Here is a 20,498-nt window from a genome sequence, read left to right as displayed (position 1 = left end):
ACATCCGACATGGCAGGTGTATTCGGCAAGCCCGAGGTCGTCGAGGAAACGCTCGATCTACTGATCATCGGCGGTGGCATGGGTGCCTGCGGTGCCGCCTATGAGGCTGGGCCCTGGCTGCGGGCCGCCAAGCAGGCGGGGCACGACCTGCGGATCAAGCTGGTGGACAAGGCCGCCCTGGACCGCTCCGGCGCCGTCGCCCAAGGACTGTCTGCCATCAACACCTACCTCGGCGCGAATGATCCGGCCGACTATGCCCGCATGGTCGCGAGCGACCTGATGGGCATCACCCGCGATGACTTGACCTACGATCTGGGCCGCCATGTGGACGACTCAGTGCATCGGTTCGAGGAGTGGGGCCTACCAATCTGGAAGCAGGCCGGCGACGAAGGCAAGCCACTGGTGGCGGGCGGGGTGCCGGTGCGCTCGGGCAAGTGGCAGATCCTGATCAACGGCGAGTCCTACAAACAGATCGTCGCCGAGGCGGCCAGGCGGGCGCTGGGGCCCGAGTGCATCGCAGAGCACGTTGTCATCGTCAAGCTGATCAACGACCAGCACGACCCCAATCGGATTGCGGGGGCGGTCGGCTTCTCGCTGCGTGAACACCGGATCTATATCTATCGCTGCACCGCGTGCCTGCTGGTGGCCGGCGGTTGTGTGAGTATCTTCCGCCCACGCTCGGTGGGTGAAGGCGCGGGCCTCACCTGGTATCCGGCATGGAACACGGGCTCGACCTACGCCATGGCCGCCGAGGCGGGGGCGGAGTTGACCATGATGGAAAGCCGCTTCGTGCCGGTGCGCTTCAAGGATGGCTATGGCCCGGTGGGTGCCTGGTTTCTGTTCTTCAAGGCCAAGGCGGTCAATGCCTTTGGCGAGGACTACCTGGCCAAGCCCGAGGTTCACCAACTGTTGGAGGCCTATTTTCCCTACAACCGGGCCTATGTCACCCCCTCTTGCCTGCGCAACCATGTGCTACTCAATGAGATCCGGGAAGGGCGGGGGCCGATCTACATCGACACCGTGAGCGCGCTCGGCAAGTTGGCCGAGAGCATGACGCCGAAAGAGATCAAACATCTGGAGGCCGAGGCCTGTGAAGATTTCCTGGATATGTGTGTCGGTCAGGCCGGCGTCTGGGCCGGTGAAAACAGCGCGCCGGAAAAGAAGAACTCCGAGCTAATGCCCACCGAGCCCTATCTGCTCGGCTCCCACTCCGGCGGTTGTGGGATCTGGGTCTCAGGTCCCGCCGACATGGGCGCCCCGACCACCGAGGAACATCCCGAGGCGGAACGCATCCCGGGTCACCTGCCGTCCGGCTGGAATTGGGGCTACCGTTCCATGACCACGGTTGTGGGTCTCTTCACCGCGGCCGACGGCGTTGGTGCCTCCGGCCACAAGTTTTCTTCCGGCTCACATGCTGAGGGGCGCATCGCGGTAAAGGCGATGATCCAGTTTGCCATCGACCACCGCGACCGACCACCGCAGCTCGATACCCCGGTCGATGAACTGGTGGCTGAGGTCTATCGCCCGGTACGCAACTTCCTGGAGCATCGCGACTACAGTACCGCGATCGACGTGAATCCCCACTATATCACCCCGCGGATGCTCCAGTTGCGTCTGCAGAAGATCATGGACGAATACGCGGCGGGGGTCTCGACCGGGTACCGGACCAATGCCAAGATGCTGGAGGTGGCCGAAGGGAAGCTGGCGATGCTCAAGGAGGACGCGCTGCGGCTGCGTGCCAAGGACCTGCATGAATTGCTGCGGGCCTGGGAGAATCAGCACCGCATCCTGGCTGCTGAGGCCCACCTGAAGCACCTGCAATTCCGCGAGGAGTCGCGTTACCCCGGTTTCTATTACCGCACCGACTTTCCCGCGGTGGACGACGCGCACTGGAAATGCTTCGTCAACTCGGTCTATGACCGCAAGACCAAGAGCTGGACACTGTTCAAGCGCAAACACCTGGACCTGATCGATAAGACCGTCTCCTATAGGTAAGGTGAGCAACGAGATGAGCATCGAGATGACCGAAGCGCTGGGCGAGCGACTGGCCGCACGCCTGCGGGCCGCGGCGCAATTGCTGGAACTGGTGCGCACCGATCAGGCGCTGCTCGCGGCGACGGTCCGTGCGGCGGCGCAGACGGCCGCCGCCATCCAGGCCGGCGGGACCCTTTTTATCTGCGGCAATGGCGGCAGTGCCGGTGAGGCGACTCATCTGAGCGGTGAATTGATCGGCACCTTCCTGGACAAGACCCGGCGCCCGCTCGCGGCTATCGCCCTGGGATTCGACCTGAGTGCCACCACCGCGGTGGCTAATGACTCCTCATTCGCCGAGGTCTTCGCCCGCCAGCTCGCGGCCCTGGCCCGGCCCGGGGATGTGCTCTGGGCGCTCTCCACCAGTGGGCGCTCGCCCAACATCCTGCGGGCGCTCACGGTGGCGGGGGAGCTGGGTGTGCAGCGGGTCCTGATCACGGGCGAGCGCGGGCGGAGGCTCGCCGACGCGGCCGAGATCGTGCTCGCGGTCCCGAGCGATGAGACCCCGCGTATCCAGGAGGTCCACCTGATGCTCGGTCATTTCCTATGCGAGGCGGTGGAGGCGATTGCCGGTACCATCTGAGGGCGGCGCATCGTGTCAGATCGACGAGCGAGAGGCGGCAAACTGAGCCCTCAAGACCGGGCCAGCCATTTATTCTCGGGTTGCTCAGATCTTGCAGGGCAGATTTTATCTGCGCACCGCCAGCCGCTCAATGGTCTGGCGCAGCAGCTCCGGGCTGACCGGTTTGGCCAGGAAGTCGACCATGCCGGCCGCGAGGCACTCCTGTTTGACCTCTTCGGAGGCATTGGCGGTCAGGGCGACGATGGGGAGCTCGCGTCCCGCGGCGAGCGCGTGGTAGCGGCGCGTGAAGGCGATGCCATCGAGCTTGGGCATCCGCAGATCAATGATCGCGATGCCGTAGTCCCCCGCCAGCGCCTCGCGCAGCGCCTGCTCGCCATCCTCCACCTGCGTATAGGCGATGGCCATCTTGGTGAGGAAGGTGGTGAGCACCTTGGCGGCGATTTTGTTGTCTTCGGCCACCAGCACCCGGATGCCGGCCAGCGCGGTAGCCGCGCTGCGGGCAAAGCCCGGCGTCGGCGCTTCACCAGGCAAACTTGCCGGCGCCAAGCCGAGCAGTTGTTCAACCGCGCCGATCAGGTCCTCCGCGAGGAAGGGCTTGCCCAGGCAGCGCATGCGTGGAGACTGTACTACCGGTCGGCGCGCCGCGTAGACCAGGAACAGACAGGGCAGGGCGGTGGGCGCAGCGTCGTCTGCGCCGCGCTCCCCAATGATCGCGTCGACCGCACGGCGGGTCGCCACCAGGTCGCCCCCCGGCAGTCGGTCGGCAATTACCAGAAAGTCCAGGTCCGCGGGGGCGATCCCCAAGGCGATGATTTCGGCGGGATCGGCCAGCGCGCGACAACTGACCCCCGCATGCTCAAGCGCCGCGCAGATCAAGTCGCGATGGGTATGGTTTGACTCCAGGATCAGCGCGCGCAGTCCCCGCAGCCGGCTCGCCGCGGCCGGCGGCGGGGGGGGGGCACCCCGCAGCAGTGGCAGCCGCACCCAGAAGCGGCTTCCGTGTCCCTCCTCGCTGGCCACGCCGATGCTGCCACCCATCAGGCGCGACAGTTCCAGGGCGATGGTGGTGCCGAGACCGGAGCCGCCGAAGCGCCGGGTGGTGGAGTCGTCCGCCTGACGGAAGCTCTCGAAAATATGCGCTATTTTGTCGGCGGGGATGCCGATCCCAGTGTCTTCTACCTCCAGTAACAAGTGGGGTTCTCTGATGCCCTCCGCCGGAGGGCTCACCGTGACCCGCACCCGGACTTCACCCTCCTCGGTGAACTTCACGGCGTTCCCGACCAGATTGAACAGGATCTGCCGGACCCGCAGTTGGTCGCCGGTAATGGTCTCGGGTACCTGTGCGGCGACCTCGCACGTCAGCTCTACCCCTTCGGCCACGGCCAGACCCTCCAGCACGCCGCACACTTCCCGCACGACCGCCCGTGGCTTGAATGGCAGGCGCTCCAGCCGCAGTTTGGCCGCGTCGATCTTGGAGAAGTCCAGGATGTCACCGATCAGGGCGCTCAACATCTTGGCAGATTGAGAGATAGCGCCCACATAATCCTGCTGTTCGGTATCCAGGGGCGTCGTCTTGAGCAGTTCAGTCATGCCGATGACACCGGTGAGCGGGGTGCGCAGCTCGTGCGTCATGAAGGCCAGAAAGTCCCCCTTGGCCTTGTTGGCGCGCTCCGCCTCGTCCTTGGCCTGTTGCACCCGCCGCAGCAAGGCATATTGATACACCGGCAGAAACACCAGGATCAGGAGGAAGAAGACGGCCTCAAAGGGGTGCTTGGACCATTGATGCAGGGTAGTCAACACCAGGCTGTAGGCAACGACCGACTCGACCGAGGCCAGCACCAGGTAGCGGGTGCCGTAGCGGGTCCCGGCGGAGATGAAGATCCAGATATACAGGAGGTAAAAGGGGCTGATCGCCTCGCAGGTGATGGAAATAGCCAGGCTGATGACGACGATATCCAGGGACATCGACACATAGCGTCGCGCTGGCCAGACCGGGCGGATCAGGATGCTGACGAAGACCCCGAGCAAGGCGAGTATGAAGACGCCGAAAACTGTCAGGAAATAGGGGATGTCGACCTTGTAATAGTCGGTCCAGGCGGCGAGCCCGATATACAGGGTGCCGAAGACCCAAACGGCCAGCCGGACCGCGGAGGATTGGAACTCCGGATTGCTGGTCAAGTCTGCCGGCAGACCGGCAAACCCCTTCTTGGTCGTCATCGTCGCCTCCCGTGGTGCTGTTATCGATCAGAGGTATCCGCTATGCCCGTCCGCGGCCGCCCGCCCGGGTGCCCCGGCTAAACTCTGCTGGCGTTTGGCCTCGCCGGTCATGGTATATTAGCCAATTGCATAGCGCTCGAAATTCCGCTCCGTGCCGGCGCGGCGAAGCAGCTCGGTCGCCGGCCTGATGGCCACTGGACCGGCAAGGTCTGCGTGGCCGAGGCGAACCGCGGCGACTGAAAAAACACCAAGAATGACGGCTGGTCGGCCGGCCGGCAAGGATGCCGCCCCCGGCCCGCCGCGTACGATCCCGAACGATAAACCCCGCCACTGACCTTGACTCCCTAGCCCGCGAGCCGACCTCGCCGGGTGCCGGGGGCGGGGCAGGTGTCGGATCTGAAGAGCTGAGGGGAGACCACTATGTCCAAGAAACATCCGATTGTCGCCGTCACCGGTTCATCCGGTGCCGGCACCACCACCGTCAAGCGTGCCTTCGAACACATCTTTTACCGCGACGGCATCCAGGCCGCCGTCATCGAGGGCGATAGCTTTCACCGCTACGACCGTGTTGAGATGAAGGCCGAGACCGCCCGTGCCGGGTCGGAAGGTCGCAACCTGAGCCACTTCGGGCCGGACGCCAACCGTTTCGACGCCTTGGCCGAGCTGTTCCACAGCTATGGCGAGTCGGGCACCGGCAAGAAGCGCTATTACATCCACAGCGATGATGAGGCGATGCAACAGAACGCCCGGCTCGGCAGTCAGCTTAAGGCCGGCCAGTTCACCCCCTGGGAGGACCTGCCCGAGGGCACCGATCTGTTGTTCTATGAAGGTCTGCATGGACTGGTGGTGTCTGACGACCACAATGTCGCCGAGCATGTTGACCTGGGTGTGGGGGTGGTGCCGATCGTCAACCTGGAGTGGATCCAGAAGATCCACCGGGACAACGCGGAGCGCGGCTATTCCGCCGAGGCCATCGTCGATACCATCATGCGGCGCATGCCGGACTACATCCGCTATATTACGCCCCAGTTCTCGATGACCGACATCAACTTCCAGCGGGTGCCGACGGTGGATACCTCCAATCCATTCATCGCCCGTGATATCCCGACCCCGGATGAGAGCTTCGTCATCATCCGCTTCCGCCAGCCCGAAAAGCTGGAGATCGACTTCCCCTTCCTGCTCTCCATGATCAAGGACTCCTTCATGTCCCGGCGCAACAGCATGGTGGTGCCCGGCGGTAAGATGGGGATGGCCATGGAGATCATCCTCCAGCCTATCATCGAGCGGATGATGGACGCGCGCCGCGTCTAGGTTAGCCCCACCATGCCGGGCACCCCGTGGTGCCCGGCAATCGACCCCCGTCTGCGCCAGGCCCACCAACGGAAGGTGCCAATCACTTTGCCGCTTCGAGTCGTACAATGGTCATGGTGCCGTTCAGGGTTTCGACCGCAAAGGCGGTTTTCTGGTTTTCTTTCACCCGCTCCAGCCATGCGTGATCTTTGACGCGGAACATCATTGTCATCGCCGGCATGCCATTGGGCAAGCGGTCCTGAGCAACCGTCAGAGTCCCATGGCCCTTATCCAGTTTCTTGACCTGACCTTGGGTCAACGGCGCTGCCGCCGCATCAGGTGCAGTCATGGCGCCATGCGCCATGGGCATCATCGTATCGGCGGCCAGTGCGCGGGCGCTCGCTCCGACGGCCAGCGACACGGCGACACTCCAGACGAAACGTATTTTCCTATTCATAGCGGACGAGCCGGATATTCTTTAATCCGGGCCGTGGTGGGCTGTCCGGGTGGATCGAGCTTTACCCAGACATACTTGTTTTTCATCATGATCATGCGGCCGTCTTGGAGCAGCATCGGCACCTCGTCGCTCATCGCCATCGGCTTGCCGTAGGGGTCGATCATCCGCGTGCTACCGTCCGGGTGGACATAGAGCGTCGCGCCATCCTTCAAATTCTAGCGGTCCGCGGGCGGCTCGTCTGCAATCGCCGCAAACACGGCGGTGGCCAATACCATTGCCGCAAGGCTTCCGGATAATGACATAGGTATTCTCCTGTCTCAATTCGCTCCTTTGGGAGCGAGGGGTTGCTGGGTTCATGCGCTCGGACCACAGTATGGCGCGCGGTACCCGACAGTTCGCTGACCCCAAGATGACGGTCGCCATCGCGCTGGACATCACGCATCGTCAGCGTTTCATGACCGGGTTCCGCCACACCCTGGCCATGCCCCTGGCCGCACTGATCACGGCGGCCCTAGGCTGGGCCGCGACCCACGTGGGGTTGCGCCCGCTCGGGCGCTTTGAGGCCAGCGGGCTAGGGACGCGCCTGCCCATTGGCCCGTTTGCCCGCCGAGGTGCAGACGATGGCGGTGGCGTTCAACGCCATGCTCGCCCGGTTGGAGGATGGCTTCCGGCGCCTGTCGGACTTTTCATCCGATATCGCCCCCGAACTGCGCACGCCGGTCAGCAATTCGATGCCCGGGCAGACGAGCGCGGCGTCACCCTCGCCCTGGATGGCACCGCCTCCGCCGTGCCCGGGGACCGGTTGATGCTGCGCCGGGCCTTGAGCAATCTCCTGGCGAACGCCATCCGCCATACTCCCGCCGGTGGGTGCGTGCGAGTACACTTGGGCGCCGCCACCGGGGCCACCCGGATCGCCGTCGAGAATCCCGGGACGCCGATCCCCGCCGAACACCGCCCCCGGCTGTTCGATCGCCTCGCTCGCGTCGACCCGGCGCGGCGCCGCCAGGGTGAAGGGGCCGGGTTGGGGCTGGCCATCGTCAAGGCCATCGTTGCCGTCCATGATGGGAGGATCGGGGTGACCTCAGATGGCAACACCATACAGATCTTGATCGTCCTACCCAATTTACTAAAGGGTGTTACCTATCCGTGAGCACATCAACCCTTAGCCCAGCGGCCGCACGCAGCCGCCTGCGGGCGCTGTCGCTGGCGGCCTTGGGCGTCGTCTATGGCGACATCGGCACCAGCCCGCTCTATGCCATGCATGCCGTGTTCGCCAATCAGCACCATCCGGTGCCGGTCGATCCGCAGAACATTCTGGGCATACTGTCCCTGATATTCTGGTCCCTGGTGATCGTCGTTTCGCTGAAGTATGTGACCCTGATCCTGCGCGCCGACAACCGCGGTGAGGGCGGCATCATGGCCCTGATTGCGCTGGTGCAGCGGCGTCTGGCAAAGCAGGCTTTAGGTCAGCGCCTGATTGTCCTGGGCCTGTTCGGCGCGGCACTCTTCTGCGGTGAGGCGATCATCACGCCTGCCATCTCGGTCCTGTCGGCCGTTGAAGGATTGGAGATGATCACCCCCGCGCTGGCGACTTGGGTGATACCCTCGACGTTGGTGATCCTGTTCGGGCTTTTCGCCGTCCAGCGACACGGCACGGGGCGCATGGGGGACTGGTTCGGCCCCATTATGGCGGTCTGGTTCGTGATCCTCGGCATCTTGGGTGTACGCGCCATCATGGGGGCACCCGGGGTGCTCGCCGCCGTGTCGCCCACCTATGCCATCAGCTTTTTCGCGATGCACCCTCGCCTCGCCTTTTTTTCGCTCGCGGCCGTGGTGCTGGCCATCACCGGTATCGAGGCGTTGTATGCGGACATGGGTCATTTCGGCCGTGCCCCGGTGCGGGCCGCCTGGACCCTGGTGGTGTTCCCGGCCTTGGTGCTCAATTATTTCGGCCAGGGGGCACTCCTGCTGGCCCATCCCGAACTCACCGACAATCCGTTTTTCCTGCTGGCGCCGGGTTGGGGACTGATTCCGTTGGTGGTACTGGCCACCGTCGCGACCGTTATCGCCTCCCAGGCAGTGATTTCCGGAACCTTTTCGCTCATCCGCCAGGCGATCCAACTGGGCTTTCTCCCGCGCATGACGGTCCTGCACACCTCCAGCCAGGAGCGAGGTCAGATCTATGTCCCGGGAATCAACTGGACGCTCTTCGTTGCGGTCGTCGCGCTGGTGCTCGCCTTCGGGACTTCGGAGGCCTTGGCCGCCGCCTATGGTATCGCCGTCACCGGCACCATGAGCATCACGACGGTTCTGGCGTTCGTCGTCGCGCGGCGCCGCTGGCGCTGGGGCCTGGTGCGCAGCTCACTGGTGCTGGGCCTGTTCCTGGTAATCGACCTGGCATTCTTCGGGGCTAACCTGTCGAAGCTCAGCGATGGGGGTTGGCTCCCGTTGCTGATTGGCGGGCTCATCTTCATCCCGGTGAGTACGTGGCGGCGCGGACGCGCGCTGCTCATCGAGCGCCTGACCAAGGACAAGCTGCCGCTGGCGGATTTCGTGCCGCTGATCGAGGCGGATAATATACCAACCGTATCCGGCACCGCCGTTTTCCTGTCGGCGCGCCCCGGGCTGGTGCCCCATTCACTGCTGCACAGTCTGAAGCATTACAAGTGTCTGCACGAACGCGTGATCGTCCTGCATGTGGCCGTCGTCAGCCAGCCCTATGTTGCGGCGGAAAAACAGGTGCGTCTCTCCCCCATCAATGGGCGCTTCTATCAGTCGCGGATGGAAATCGGGTTCATGGATACACCCAGAGTCACCGACGTCTTGGATGCCTGGGCCAGTCAGGGCCTCCCCGGCGAGCCCGCGAGCACTACCTTTTTCCTGGGGCGCGAGACCCTGATTCCATCCAAGCGAGTCCCCATGGCCCGCTGGCGGCAGCGACTCTTCATCCGCCTTTTTCGCAACGCGAGAAATCCCGCGAGCTATTTCGGCTTGCCGCCCAACCAGGTGGTTGAGTTGGGTGCGCAGATCAATCTGGAATAGCGAACTCCCCAAGCGTCGGGCGGCCTTGATCATCGTTGCGGCCAGCGCCCATCTTCTAGAGTCCAAGGCTTCAGCCTTGGGCCATCCAAGGCTAACGGCCACGGTGCTCGCGCCACCCCAAAAGATGAAGGATGTCGTAGCTGTCCCCTTGGGCAAAGGGCGCCTCCAGCCAGAACCCCTGCGCTGCTTGCTGTGGCCGGTGTCTGTGTATAACCCTTGGGTGCTTGCTGTCAACCGGCCGGTCGGGGGTCGTTCCGGCATACAATGGGCGGTGACGTGAGACCTGCGCGCACAGCACCCGCCCCGACCCTTCGACCGTACGACAAGAAAAGCCCATGATCAAGGTAATTATCGTTGACGACCATGCCCTGTTCCGGGCCGGGCTGCGGCTCATCCTCTCGGAGCAGGACCAGATCGAGGTGGTTGGCGAGGCGGCCAGCGGCGAGGAGGCGCTGCGGCTCGCCAAGCAGTTGCAGCCTGATATCTGTTTGATGGACCTGCAGATGCCGGGGGGGATGGGTGGCATTGAGGCGACCCGCAGGCTGTTGCGGCTGGTCCCGAACTGTCGGGTGATCGCACTCACTATGCTGGGCGATGATCCCTTCCCGGCCCAACTGCACGAGGCGGGGGCCATGGGGTATCTAACCAAGGGGTGTCCGGCGGAGGAGTTAGTGAAGGCGCTGCGGCTGGTGGCGAGCGGCCGGCCCTATGTGGATTCGTCGGTGGCCCAGGCGCGGATGCTGGCGCAGTGGGGGGGGGAGACCGGCAGTCCGTTCAAGGAGCTCTCCGCCCGCGAGTTGCAGGTGGCGGTGATGATCCTGGACGGACAGCGCACCCAGGACATCTCCGCGAGCCTCTCGCTCAGCCCCAAGACGGTCAGCACCTATCGGGCGCGCATCTACGAGAAGCTCGGGGTGCATACCGACGTGGACCTGGCGCGGCTGGCCTTCCGTCATGGGCTGATCAATGACGGCACCCAGGGTGCCTGACCCGGCGGCGCCCGAGTCGGCGCCGAGCGTACCCTGCGATCCCCGCGAACGCCTGGCGCAGCTGCCCGAGGGGCCGGGCGTCTACCGGATGATGGATGCGGGCGGCACCGTCCTGTATGTCGGGAAGGCGAAGAACCTCAAGCGCCGCGTGGCGAGCTATTTCAGTCGGGCCTTGAACAGCCGCCTGTTGCTGATGGTCGCTGCGGTGGCGGATGTCGAGGTGACCGTCACCCGCAGCGAGGGCGAGGCGCTGCTGCTGGAGAGCAACCTCATCAAGTCACTGAAGCCGCGCTTCAATGTGCTGCTGCGCGACGACAAGAGCTATCCCTACATCCGTCTGAGTACCGAGGATGCCTTTCCGCAGCTGAGTTTTTATCGCGGCCCGCGCAAGGGGCCAGGACGCCTGTTCGGCCCCTATCCGAGCGCCTGGGCGGTGCGCGAGACCCTGCAACTGTTGCAGCGGTTGTTTCCGGTGCGCCAGTGCGAGGACAGTTTCTACCGGACCCGCTCGCGCGCCTGTCTCCAGTACCAGATCAAGCGCTGTACCGGGCCCTGTGTCGGGCTGGTGAGCGAGGCGGTCTATGCGCAGGAGGTGACCCATACCATCAAGTTTCTGGAGGGGCGCACCCAGGAGGTGATCGGGGAGCTGGGGCAGGCGATGGAGCGGGCGGCCGCGGGGCTTGATTTCGAGCGGGCGGCGGTGCTGCGCGATCAGATCGGCACCCTGCGCCGGCTCCAGGAGCGTCAGTATGTCAGCGGGGAGGGCGGGGATCTGGACATCATCGCCGCCGCTCAGGAGGGGGGGCAAAGCTGCGTCCAGGTCTTCTTTATCCGCGGCGGGCGCAACCTGGGAAACAAGGCGTTTTTCCCGCTGGCCCCGGCGGACACGGACGAGGGGACCTTGCTGGCCGGGTTCCTCGCCCAGTTCTATGTGGACAAGGAGGTCCCCGGCGAGCTCATCTGCTCCGCGGCGCCGGATGACCAGGAGCTGCTGGAGGCGGCCCTGACGCAGCGTGCCGGGCACCGGGTGCAGATCCGCTCGCGGGTGCGTGCCGAGCGCGCCCGCTGGCTGGAGATGGCCCGGGGCAATGCCGTGGTGGCGTTGAAATCGCGGCTCGGCAGCCAGGCGGGCTATGCCCGGCGCCTGGCGGCACTGCGTGAGGCCCTGGCCCTGCCGGAACTCCCGGGGCGCATGGAGTGCTTCGATATCAGCCACACCATGGGCGAGCGCACCGTGGCCTCCTGTGTGGTGTTCGATGACGCGGGTCCGCGCAAGTCGGATTATCGGCGCTTCAATATAGAAGGTATCACCCCCGGCGACGACTACGCCGCCATGCACCAGGCCCTGACCCGGCGCTATACCCGGGTCCAAACCGGCGAGTACCCGATCCCTGACCTGATCTTTATCGATGGTGGGCGCGGCCAGCTTGGGGCGGTCGCAGAGGCGCTCCAGGCGCTGGGGCTGCAGGGGCTCACGCTGGTCGGCGTTGCCAAAGGCCCGGACCGGCGTCCCGGCACCGAGCAGCTTTGGTTGTTGGGGCAGGGGACGCCCGTTATACTCCCGGCCGACTCCCCGGCACTGCATCTGATTGCGCAGATCCGCGACGAGGCCCACCGCTTCGCCATCACCGGCCACCGTCAGCGCCGGGCGCGGGCGCGTACCGCCTCGGTGTTGGAGGAGATTGGCGGCATTGGCCCCAAGCGTCGGCAGCAGTTGCTGCTGGCCTTCGGCGGCATGCGCGGCCTGGCCCAGGCGGGAGTCGAGGACATCGCCCGGGTCGAGGGCATCAGCCGCGACCTGGCGCAGCGTATCCACGACACGCTGCACGACGCCTTACATCAGCCCATTCCTGCCCCCTGAATCGCGGTCCGACCCATGTGGAATACACCCAATTTGTTGACGTTACTGCGGATCGGCCTGATCCCGGTGTTCGTCGGCGTGTTCTATGTGGAGGCGCCTTGGGCGCCCTATGCCGCCGCCGGGATCTTCGGTCTGGCCGCAGCCACCGACTGGCTGGACGGCCATCTGGCGCGGCGCTGGGACCAGGCCTCGCCGCTGGGGGCCTTCCTCGATCCGGTCGCCGATAAGCTGATGGTCGCGGTGGCCCTGGTCCTGCTGGTGCAGGCGGACCCGCGGACCCTGGTGGTGCTGCCCGCCATGGTCATCATCGGCCGGGAGATCACGGTCTCGGCGCTGCGCGAGTGGATGGCCGAGGTTGGCGCGCGCGCCCAGGTTGCGGTATCATTAGTGGGTAAGTTCAAGACCACCGCGCAGATGATTTCGATCATTTTGATGTTGCTGTGGCACTCACCCCTGGGCCCCTGGGTCTACTGGCTGGGTCTGGTGTTGCTGTATCTGGCGGCGGTGCTGACCCTGTGGTCGATGGTGATCTATCTGCGCGCGGCCTGGCCCAGCCTGTCCGGCCAGGTGATCCACGCACGCCGATGAGGGTCCGGCGAACAGGTGAAAAAAACAGCGCTTGACAGTTTCGGTAGAGGGTCTACAATAGTCGGCTTCCAAGCGGGAATAGCTCAGTTGGTAGAGCACAACCTTGCCAAGGTTGGGGTCGCGAGTTCGAGTCTCGTTTCCCGCTCCATTTTCCTTGTAGGGTGTTGATTTCTCTCGGGTAGTGCGCCCCCACGGCGAACAGATGACCCTGTTGAAAGGGTTCTGATCGTTTTGCACTGCTGAGGAATCGCAATGGCAACCCTCACATCCGTGATTGATGCGTTCGTCGCATCACGCGAACACGACCGGGCAACGCTCGGTCGGCTCGCTTTCTGGGTCGAATGCCTGGGAAGCCGAGAACTGTCCGAGATCACCCCCGAAGATGTTGACGCCGCCCTGGTGCGGCTGGCCGAACGCGGCCGACTCAAGCCCCGCCGCGGTCAAGACACCGCGTCCGCGGGTGTTCCGCTGGCCGGTTCCACCTTCAACCGCTACGTCTCCCAGCTTCAAAGCATCTTCAAGTACGCCCGCCGGCTGCGGCTGCTGCCGCGCGCCCATGTGCCCCCAACCCGGGGGATCGAGAAGGCCCCCGAAACCCAAGACCCCAACCGCTACCTTCGCCCCGAGGAGGTCGAGCGGCTGCTGAAGGTCGCCCGCGTCCTGGATACCCGATGGGGTCGGCTGTCGGCCCTGATCCTGACCGCCTTTCACACTGGCTTGCGGGTCGGCAACCTGCAGGCCCTGCGCTGGCGTGATATCGACCTGGACAAGCGCACCGTCACGGTGGACAAGACCAAGAACGGGCAACCCATCGTTTCCGCCCTCTCAGAACGCGCCGCCGCCGAACTGGCCAAGCTCCCAGGCCAGACCCCTGACGCCCTGGTGTTCGCCGGCCGGCTTGGCTGTCCCCACCACTTCCGCGGACTGTGGGTCAAGGTCTGCACCGAGGCCGGCTTACCCGGCCGGAACTTCCACCAACTGCGCCACGGCTGCGGGTCGGCACTCGCCACCGCCGGAGTTGGGCAAGCGCAGATCATGGCGATCATGGGCCACCGGACCTTGACGGCTTCGGCCCGCTACATGCACCAGAACGCGAGCGACAAGCTTGCTGTGGTGGATCGGGTGTTCAGATGAGTGATTCCCTTCAAGATTTCGCCTCTTTTTTTGCTGACAAGTTCGACCCGGATAAAGCCGCCGTGTTTGCCGCCGTTATGAATGACCTAATGTCGGGTGCCCCATTCAATAGCACTTTGGTCGCATGTCTACTTCAAGACATATTAGGCCGTGCTATTGATGGCGACGATGAAGCCGAGCGAATGATGCGCATCATATTGGTAAGGTTGAGCCTTTTCATTTCCGATCAACGCGCAGACGCAAGGCTCAGAGGAATCATTGGTGCCGATAGAACCAAGATTATCCGCCGCAGAAGGGCCACTTCTTGGCAAGAATGGCTTAATTCGATATTGACGACAGCGTATGAACAGCTTGAAGGCGAGCGCCCGCAAGGCTTCGGCGATGTCAGGTTGTGGAAGCGCGCCAACAAGATCGCTGGCGACGACCCCAGACGCGACAAGATCACAGAACGTAGGGTGAAAGCCTTCCTCAACAAGCGCCGCTCCGGTTCGGCCGAAACCGGGACACTTGCTTAGCATATGTCCTAATAACGCTAAAAAATCAACGTAGTAAGCTGCTAGAGTGCCTTGTGTCACCGTTTGATGACACTAATCGCCGTGGGGGCGACTACCGGAGGCACTATGTCGAGCAATGTAGCAACCAAGGTTGCCGGAGACGAAACCGACCGATTTTCGGGATACCAACCACTGCGGCCCTGGGTGTCCGCGTATGGTGGACACATCTTTTCGAGCTTTTCCGCCGCCGAATGGTTTATTCGGGGGCATCGCGCCGAACTGGTCCGCTCGGGTCAGCTCATTGTGCGCCGCGGTGCGGCTGGGAGCTTGGTCGGCCCGCAGTTCGAGCGCGTGGTGTTGGACATCCTGCGGGGTGAAAGCCTGCGGACCTTGGAGCAGGAAGCCGCAGCATGAGCCCGCGTTCCCAAGATCGCCGCGCATCCAGGCAAGCCAAGGCCCGCCGCCGCTGGCTCCAAAACGAGAGAGCCCAGGCCCCGGGGGCAACCGGCAATCTGGGCAGGGAGGTGACAGACCGAGAACTGAAAGACGTATGCCGTCGCGATAGGCCCTTGCCGGGGCCTACAGCGTAAAGACCGCACTACCGGTCACCGGCGATGCAGATTGTACCCGCTCGGGTGCGGTCCGTCTCGCTATGCCCGCCTGTGTGCGGTCAAACCCTAACCCGAGGAGTTTGACCCATGACCACAATTCGCACCATTAACGACTGCCCCGCCGCTCCTAACTACCGCCAAGGCCAGACCACCGAGGCCGCCGCCGCGCCGCCCGGTGCCGTCACGCAAGACCACATCCGCCGCGCCCTGAACCAGGCCGCCGCCGGCGGGTTCCCCGAGCCAGACCAGACCACCGAGGCCGTCAGATTGACGTCCGTCTTGGTCCCGCCGGCCGACATCCGGCTGATTGATGCCGTCGGCGATGCAATCGCCCAACTTGACGTTCTCGCTCACCTGGAACTAGCCGAACTCACGGGGGATCGCGATGCATACGGCTATTACCTTCTAATTACCGGGATTACTGATAGACTCAAAGCTGCCAATCCTGATTACGCCCCAGGCGGCCCCCTGGGTCCGCGCGGCATCGACGAGGCATCGCCGGAATGACCGCCCGCCCCAAGGATGGGGCGCAACCCGCCCCCACACATCCACCGCGCCGCGGCATCAAGCCGCACGCGCAGATCCCAGAGACCCGCATCCCTGGGACCCCCGTCCGGCCCGAGGTCCCGCCGGAGGTCCACCCTATTTGTCTGCTGCTGCCGGAAATGAGCAGGGAGGACTTAGCGCGCCTGAAGGCCGATATCCAGGCCCATGGCCAGCGCCATCCGGTCTTGCTCTACCAGGGCAAAATCCTAGACGGTCGGCACCGCGCCCGCGCCTGTGAAGAACTCGGGATTACTGCCCGCTTCGAGAATTGGGAGGGTGCCGACCCTGTTGCTTTCGTTCTGACCGAGAACTTGCATAGGCGACACCTGGACGCGTCGCAGCGCGCCGCCGTAGTGGCTGCCGCGGAGTCCTACAGCACGCACGAGGCGGAGGCCGCCGCTCGACAGAAGGTCGGCAAGGTACACAAAAACGAAACCTTAGCGCCACGTGGCGCTAAGGTTAACGAAACGGGTAAGGCCGCCGCCGCGGCTGCCGCCACTGCTGGTGTTTCGCCGCGGACAATGGAGCGCGCCCGCAAGGTGGTGAAGCAAGGCACCCCCGACGACGTGCGCGAGGTCGCAAACGGCAAAGTCACCGTCACCGCCAAGGCCCGCGAGATCGACGCCCGCAAGCGCCCGCCCGTTTCCCGGGAAACGCCCCCCGCCACGCCACCGACCGCCGACCCGGCCCCCGCGCCCGACAAGGCTCCCTCCCGTGCCGCGCATCTTCGGTTTCGAGATGAACCCGACCCCAACACCGAAACCCTGCCCATCATGGTGTCCCCCCGCGAGATCGCCCGACTGGAGGCCAGCGCCGCCCGCTGTCACTACCCGCTCGGGGGCTATGTCCGCTTCCTGCTATTGCGCGCCTTAGACGATGAAGAGGATCGGGCGGGATGAACGCACCGGAGCCAATCCGCGAACCGCCCCATAATCTGCACGCTGAGCAATCCGTATTAGGATCGATCTTGCTCGATAACGAGACATGGGACGAAGTAACCCCTATCCTCTGCGATCAAGACTTTTATCACAGGGCGCATCGGTTGCTATTCCGGGCAATGGCGAAGCTCGCAAGTAATAATCTGCCCCTGGATCATGTAACGCTTGCCCATACTCTTGAACGGACAAAACAATTAGAGGCATCCGGCGGACTTTCATATCTGGGAACGCTAATCCATGATACGCCAACCCCAAAGAACGCCATACACTACGCGCGAATTGTAGCCGACGCTGCGCGCCGCCGAGACATTATCAGGAATGCCGAAGAAGTAATTGATGCAGCATACTCTAGCGGAAATCATGCGGATGTTTTAACGGATGCTCAGGAACGATTTAGCGAGATTGGCAATCGTGGGGTATCGGATGAAGCCACGCCTCCCCCACGTGCGGCCCTGGTCGCTACCGAGGAAGAGCTTTCAGCCGCTTGCCTAACACCGCGTTGCGTCGTGTCCGAACATACTTATGCGGATGTAGCGCAAGTGGTTGGGCCGGGGAGCACCGGTAAGACTACGATCATGATCCACGAAGCTGTACATATTGCGATCGGTCGCCCAGTCTGGGGGCTTGATGTCCAGTCGCCTGGCTGGACTCTATTTATTACTGCGGAAGATCAACGAGAAAGGCTTTTGGCTCGTTTTCGGGAAATCGTTGCGGCCCTAAACCTGGACCCAGACGAAAGGTCAAAAGCAATAAACGGGTTTGGGGTTTGGGACGTTACCGGTGCCGAAGTAAAGTTGATTCGCGCCGAAGACGGAAACATTGTTCTTACGGCCTTGGCCGATAGAATCGTTAGAGCCTATAGGGACGACCCACCGGTAGTGGTGAACTTTGATCCACTGGTATCATTCGGCGCCAGTGAAGCCATGGTAAACGACAACGAACAAGGCATCATCACTGCCGCCAGACGCATGGTAAAGGGCCTTAACTGTTGTGTTCGCGTAATCCACCATACGGGAAAAATGAACGCGCGCGAGGCCACGCTCGATCAATATAGCGGGCGCGGAGGTTCCGCCCTTCCTGATGGGACGCGCATGACCACGGTATTGCAGCGATGGAACCCTGACGACACCGCCGGCCCGCGGCCGCCCATGGGATGCCATCCTGGCACGAACTCAAGCATAACGATCATGGCACGCGCCAAGCTGAGTTATGCCCCGCCAAACCTCCCACGCATCTGGATAAAGCGCACCGGGTTTTGCTTTGAGCATTTCACCGAATTACCGCCGGACCCCCCCGAGGTATTACAGATTCGGCAAGCCAACCAACTTGAGCGGTTCTTGCGTTCCGAACTGGACCAAGGCCGACGGTACACCTTACGCGATCTTGAGGAGAAGAAAGGCATTATCAGCATGACCCGCGCAGAAATCCGCGTAGCCGTCGCAGAACTCAGGGTTAGCGGTAGGATCGTAGACGATGCGTTACCAAGGGACCAATGCCAGGGGAGCAGGAAAACCTACCTTTGCCCGGTCCCTACTGCGCCGCTACAGTCGGCGCAGTAGCCATCCAGACGCCATGATAATGAACACAAAATGATGCGTACCGCGCCGCCCTCTACTACTGCGCCGCCCTATAGGGATAACGACTCCGGCGCAGTAGTAGCCGGAGTCATTACCCCTTGTTTCCTGAACTGCGCCGCGCCCGGTTCGGCGCAGTTCGGCGCAGTCGGCGCAATAGCGCCCCCCTTGGGTCCCTCTGGAGACCCCCAGCACTGCGGTAGTTAAAGGCGCGGATTTTCGCTAGGGCGAAGTGAAAACGGAATGTGAAAAGTTGAAAAAAACACCCGAAAATGAGGCCCAAGCGAGCCTTTTACCGCCCGGCCGGAAGATCGGCACCAAGTCCGAGTATGCCCGGCACCGGGATTGCTCCCCGTCCGCGGTTACCCGGGCACTGGCCGAAGGCAGGATCACCACGATCAAGGTGAACGGCCGGGATCTGATCGACTTCGAGGCCGCCGACGCGGCTTGGTCCGTCTCAACCCGGCCCCGGATCGACGCGCACCCGCCGCCGCCGCGCGGATCGCGCCAAGACGACGCGACCGCCACCGCTCGCGATGAACTCAGGGATCTGCGGATTGCCCGTGAGCGCCTGGCCGTCGAGAAGGCCGCCATGGAACTGGATATCAGGGCGGGTCTGTTGTGCGAGCGGTCCGAGGTTGACTTTGTTCTTGCTGACGTTGGAACGCGGCTGCTTGCCGCCTTCGAGGGTCTACCTGATCGACTGGCGCCGCTGTTGTTCGGCTTGGCCACCATGGGCGCCATGCACAACGCCCTTGAGACCGGACTGCGCACCGTCCTGGATGACTTCGCGGACAGCCTAAGCCGCGCCGCGAGAACCCTGAACGCCGCTGCACAGACCTACGAGCCCGAGGACGGGAGCCCGCCCCATGGCTAGACGCTGGCCGATCCACATCAAGAACACCGCGCCGCCGGTCCGCTGTCCCGAGTGTGCACACTTCGGCGGTCAACGGTACTGCGATCATGGCGGCCGGCTGACTTCGCCGACCAAGGCGCACCGCTGCCGGGCCTTCAGGGACCGCCGCACCCATGAGCCCTTTCAAACCCTGGTAGTGACTGGCCGTGCCCCGCCTTGGCCGGATGCACCACCCAAACCCAAGACCAAGCGGAGGCGCCGCCCATGATGACCGACACCCCGACCGACAACCCCGCCGCCGCCCTTGCCCGCGTGGCCGCCGCCCTGGAAGTCGGCAACCTCCCGGACCCCGACGACCGCCGCCGCTTCGCCGATGGGGTTGCCCGCTGGCTGAACGAAGGTGCCGCCGATCTGGAGCAGGCTTTGGGCTTGGCTGGCAGCGTTGGCCGCGACAGCGCCCGGACCATCTACCGCCGGCACCTTCGCGATATGGCCCTGAGAGAGGCGCACGGCATGATGACCGGCCCGGCGCCGTGGTCGCGTAGCGTTGCCCTGGCTGATGAGATCGCCCGGTTCAATAGCCTTGTCTGGCCGCGCGTGTGCCACCTGAGCGCGTTGCCAGAAACGCCCAAGCCGAGCAAGTTGCGCGCGACATTGTTCGCCGCCGCCCGCTGGCGTCCGCTGCCTAATAGCGTCCGCGCCGTTCATGACATCTGCGCACCGCAGTTAATGGGGGCTATTCGTTGCGGTTAGTCGCTGGCAAGCTGTCCGTGTTGTGATGCTGAAAGGGAAGTCACCTGTTACAGTGGGTGCGCCACCGGCAACAGACCCGCCCCGCCTGACGCGCCGTTAGCCTTTACCGGCTAATGCAGCGCGGGGCACCTTTACATCGTGAGAGGAGACCTAACCGATGACAGGACTCGAACCAACTGGCTGGCTAACCGAGGATGGCTTTGTGCCGAATCCCAAATATCGCCCGCCCCCCGTTGTGCTTGATCCAACTCCCCCGGCGGTGCCCCACGCCGCGCCCGCACCTGCGCCCCAGACCGCGCCCGCACCTGCCCCCCAGACCGCGCCCGCAACCGCTCCCGTCAGTGGCGTTCATGTGCGCCCGGTTCCCCCTTCGCCATCGCGCGCTGCCCAGGTCGCCGAAGCGCGGGAACGCCTCTTTGGCCCCCTGTACGGGGTAAAGCCGCCCATGACCGTTGCCGATGCCCGGCGCCTGATCGCCCACCAAGTCGATGGCGGACGCGGGCCGGTACCCCCGCCGCCGCCCAAGACCGCCGC

At 63.9% G+C, this 20,498-nt stretch carries 20 protein-coding genes and 1 tRNA gene; 18 read left to right on the top strand and 3 right to left on the bottom strand.

Annotated features, from left to right (window positions below; genetic code table 11):
* The first annotated feature begins 9 nt into the window (after nucleotides 1-9).
* Both aprA and QZY44_RS19945 read left to right on the top strand, forming a co-directional pair.
* Nucleotides 10-1,995 carry an adenylyl-sulfate reductase subunit alpha gene (gene aprA, locus QZY44_RS19950; RefSeq protein WP_295450660.1) on the top strand — a complete coding sequence of 662 codons (1,986 nt, stop codon included), beginning with the start codon at nucleotides 10-12 and terminating at the stop codon, nucleotides 1,993-1,995.
* 13 nt (nucleotides 1,996-2,008) lie between these two features.
* Nucleotides 2,009-2,614 (top strand): SIS domain-containing protein, encoded by a 606-nt coding sequence (locus tag QZY44_RS19945; RefSeq protein WP_295450657.1) that lies wholly within the window; start codon nucleotides 2,009-2,011, stop codon nucleotides 2,612-2,614.
* Between the two features lie 105 nt (nucleotides 2,615-2,719).
* Here QZY44_RS19945 and QZY44_RS19940 read toward each other — a convergent pair whose 3' ends face one another.
* The gene (locus tag QZY44_RS19940; protein WP_295450654.1) at nucleotides 2,720-4,831 is read right to left on the bottom strand and encodes an ATP-binding protein; all 2,112 of its coding nucleotides are present in this window, start codon (nucleotides 4,829-4,831) and stop codon (nucleotides 2,720-2,722) included.
* A gap of 420 nt (nucleotides 4,832-5,251) precedes the next feature.
* On the opposite strand from QZY44_RS19940, the gene QZY44_RS19935 reads away from it, so the two are divergent.
* Nucleotides 5,252-6,142, top strand: a complete 891-nt coding sequence (locus tag QZY44_RS19935) for a phosphoribulokinase (RefSeq protein WP_295450650.1) — start codon at nucleotides 5,252-5,254, stop codon at nucleotides 6,140-6,142.
* 82 nt (nucleotides 6,143-6,224) lie between these two features.
* Here QZY44_RS19935 and QZY44_RS19930 read toward each other — a convergent pair whose 3' ends face one another.
* Both QZY44_RS19930 and QZY44_RS19925 read right to left on the bottom strand, forming a co-directional pair.
* Nucleotides 6,225-6,542 carry a copper-binding protein gene (locus QZY44_RS19930; RefSeq protein WP_295450647.1) on the bottom strand — a complete coding sequence of 106 codons (318 nt, stop codon included), beginning with the start codon at nucleotides 6,540-6,542 and terminating at the stop codon, nucleotides 6,225-6,227.
* Nucleotides 6,543-6,574: 32 nt separating this feature from the next.
* Nucleotides 6,575-6,790, bottom strand: coding sequence for a CopK family periplasmic copper-binding protein (locus tag QZY44_RS19925; RefSeq protein ID WP_295450644.1), 216 nt, complete (start codon nucleotides 6,788-6,790; stop codon nucleotides 6,575-6,577).
* Between the two features lie 161 nt (nucleotides 6,791-6,951).
* Between QZY44_RS19925 and QZY44_RS19920 the strand changes: the two genes are divergently transcribed.
* From QZY44_RS19920 to QZY44_RS19850, 15 genes are all read left to right on the top strand, one after another.
* Nucleotides 6,952-7,728 (top strand): ATP-binding protein, encoded by a 777-nt coding sequence (locus tag QZY44_RS19920; protein WP_295450633.1) that lies wholly within the window; start codon nucleotides 6,952-6,954, stop codon nucleotides 7,726-7,728.
* Nucleotides 7,725-9,620, top strand: a complete 1,896-nt coding sequence (locus QZY44_RS19915) for a potassium transporter Kup (RefSeq protein WP_295450630.1) — start codon at nucleotides 7,725-7,727, stop codon at nucleotides 9,618-9,620. The genes QZY44_RS19920 and QZY44_RS19915 overlap by 4 nt, the downstream gene beginning before the upstream one ends.
* A gap of 335 nt (nucleotides 9,621-9,955) precedes the next feature.
* Nucleotides 9,956-10,609, top strand: coding sequence for a response regulator (locus QZY44_RS19910; RefSeq protein WP_295450627.1), 654 nt, complete (start codon nucleotides 9,956-9,958; stop codon nucleotides 10,607-10,609).
* Nucleotides 10,587-12,470: an excinuclease ABC subunit UvrC gene (uvrC, locus tag QZY44_RS19905; RefSeq protein ID WP_295450624.1), complete on the top strand. Its 1,884-nt coding sequence runs from the start codon at nucleotides 10,587-10,589 to the stop codon at nucleotides 12,468-12,470. The genes QZY44_RS19910 and uvrC overlap by 23 nt, the downstream gene beginning before the upstream one ends.
* A gap of 15 nt (nucleotides 12,471-12,485) precedes the next feature.
* Entirely contained in the window at nucleotides 12,486-13,058 is a 573-nt protein-coding gene (pgsA, locus tag QZY44_RS19900) for a CDP-diacylglycerol--glycerol-3-phosphate 3-phosphatidyltransferase (protein ID WP_295450620.1), read from the top strand.
* A gap of 72 nt (nucleotides 13,059-13,130) precedes the next feature.
* Nucleotides 13,131-13,206, top strand: a tRNA-Gly gene (locus tag QZY44_RS19895).
* Nucleotides 13,207-13,310: 104 nt separating this feature from the next.
* Entirely contained in the window at nucleotides 13,311-14,192 is an 882-nt protein-coding gene (locus tag QZY44_RS19890) for a tyrosine-type recombinase/integrase (protein WP_295450617.1), read from the top strand.
* Nucleotides 14,189-14,707, top strand: coding sequence for a hypothetical protein (locus QZY44_RS19885; RefSeq protein WP_295450614.1), 519 nt, complete (start codon nucleotides 14,189-14,191; stop codon nucleotides 14,705-14,707). The genes QZY44_RS19890 and QZY44_RS19885 overlap by 4 nt, the downstream gene beginning before the upstream one ends.
* Nucleotides 14,708-14,812: 105 nt before the next feature.
* Nucleotides 14,813-15,100, top strand: coding sequence for a hypothetical protein (locus QZY44_RS19880; protein ID WP_295450611.1), 288 nt, complete (start codon nucleotides 14,813-14,815; stop codon nucleotides 15,098-15,100).
* Nucleotides 15,101-15,384: 284 nt separating this feature from the next.
* Nucleotides 15,385-15,804, top strand: a complete 420-nt coding sequence (locus QZY44_RS19875) for a hypothetical protein (protein WP_295450608.1) — start codon at nucleotides 15,385-15,387, stop codon at nucleotides 15,802-15,804.
* Nucleotides 15,801-16,742, top strand: a complete 942-nt coding sequence (locus tag QZY44_RS19870; RefSeq protein WP_295450605.1) for a ParB/RepB/Spo0J family partition protein — start codon at nucleotides 15,801-15,803, stop codon at nucleotides 16,740-16,742. The genes QZY44_RS19875 and QZY44_RS19870 overlap by 4 nt, the downstream gene beginning before the upstream one ends.
* The gene (locus QZY44_RS19865) at nucleotides 16,739-18,340 is read left to right on the top strand and encodes a DnaB-like helicase N-terminal domain-containing protein (protein WP_295450604.1); all 1,602 of its coding nucleotides are present in this window, start codon (nucleotides 16,739-16,741) and stop codon (nucleotides 18,338-18,340) included. Before QZY44_RS19870 ends, QZY44_RS19865 begins: the two co-directional genes overlap by 4 nt.
* Nucleotides 18,341-18,608: 268 nt before the next feature.
* On the top strand, nucleotides 18,609-19,232 hold the full coding sequence (locus tag QZY44_RS19860; RefSeq protein WP_295450600.1) for a hypothetical protein: 624 nt from the start codon (nucleotides 18,609-18,611) through the stop codon (nucleotides 19,230-19,232).
* A gap of 243 nt (nucleotides 19,233-19,475) precedes the next feature.
* Nucleotides 19,476-19,964 (top strand): hypothetical protein, encoded by a 489-nt coding sequence (locus tag QZY44_RS19855; protein WP_295450597.1) that lies wholly within the window; start codon nucleotides 19,476-19,478, stop codon nucleotides 19,962-19,964.
* 157 nt (nucleotides 19,965-20,121) lie between these two features.
* Nucleotides 20,122-20,498: hypothetical protein (locus QZY44_RS19850; protein WP_295450594.1), on the top strand; the 377-nt coding region annotated here is incomplete at its 3' end.

Source organism: uncultured Thiodictyon sp., from assembly GCA_903837595.1.
In the GTDB taxonomy this organism is placed as follows: Bacteria; Pseudomonadota; Gammaproteobacteria; order Chromatiales; family Chromatiaceae; genus Thiodictyon.
This window is presented reverse-complemented; position numbering and strand designations above follow the sequence as displayed.

Bases quoted from the DNA above. Each gene is read 5' to 3' on its own strand.
- aprA (WP_295450660.1), top strand. From the start codon at position 10: ATGGCAGGTGTATTCGGCAAGCCCGAGGTCGTCGAGGAAACGCTCGAT.
- QZY44_RS19945 (WP_295450657.1), top strand. From the start codon at position 2,009: ATGAGCATCGAGATGACCGAAGCGCTGGGCGAGCGACTGGCCGCACGC.
- QZY44_RS19940 (WP_295450654.1), bottom strand. From the start codon at position 4,831: ATGACGACCAAGAAGGGGTTTGCCGGTCTGCCGGCAGACTTGACCAGC.
- QZY44_RS19935 (WP_295450650.1), top strand. From the start codon at position 5,252: ATGTCCAAGAAACATCCGATTGTCGCCGTCACCGGTTCATCCGGTGCC.
- QZY44_RS19920 (WP_295450633.1), top strand. From the start codon at position 6,952: ATGGCGCGCGGTACCCGACAGTTCGCTGACCCCAAGATGACGGTCGCC.
- QZY44_RS19910 (WP_295450627.1), top strand. From the start codon at position 9,956: ATGATCAAGGTAATTATCGTTGACGACCATGCCCTGTTCCGGGCCGGG.
- uvrC (WP_295450624.1), top strand. From the start codon at position 10,587: ATGACGGCACCCAGGGTGCCTGACCCGGCGGCGCCCGAGTCGGCGCCG.
- pgsA (WP_295450620.1), top strand. From the start codon at position 12,486: ATGTGGAATACACCCAATTTGTTGACGTTACTGCGGATCGGCCTGATC.
- QZY44_RS19890 (WP_295450617.1), top strand. From the start codon at position 13,311: ATGGCAACCCTCACATCCGTGATTGATGCGTTCGTCGCATCACGCGAA.
- QZY44_RS19885 (WP_295450614.1), top strand. From the start codon at position 14,189: ATGAGTGATTCCCTTCAAGATTTCGCCTCTTTTTTTGCTGACAAGTTC.
- QZY44_RS19880 (WP_295450611.1), top strand. From the start codon at position 14,813: ATGTCGAGCAATGTAGCAACCAAGGTTGCCGGAGACGAAACCGACCGA.
- QZY44_RS19875 (WP_295450608.1), top strand. From the start codon at position 15,385: ATGACCACAATTCGCACCATTAACGACTGCCCCGCCGCTCCTAACTAC.
- QZY44_RS19870 (WP_295450605.1), top strand. From the start codon at position 15,801: ATGACCGCCCGCCCCAAGGATGGGGCGCAACCCGCCCCCACACATCCA.
- QZY44_RS19865 (WP_295450604.1), top strand. From the start codon at position 16,739: ATGAACGCACCGGAGCCAATCCGCGAACCGCCCCATAATCTGCACGCT.
- QZY44_RS19855 (WP_295450597.1), top strand. From the start codon at position 19,476: ATGATGACCGACACCCCGACCGACAACCCCGCCGCCGCCCTTGCCCGC.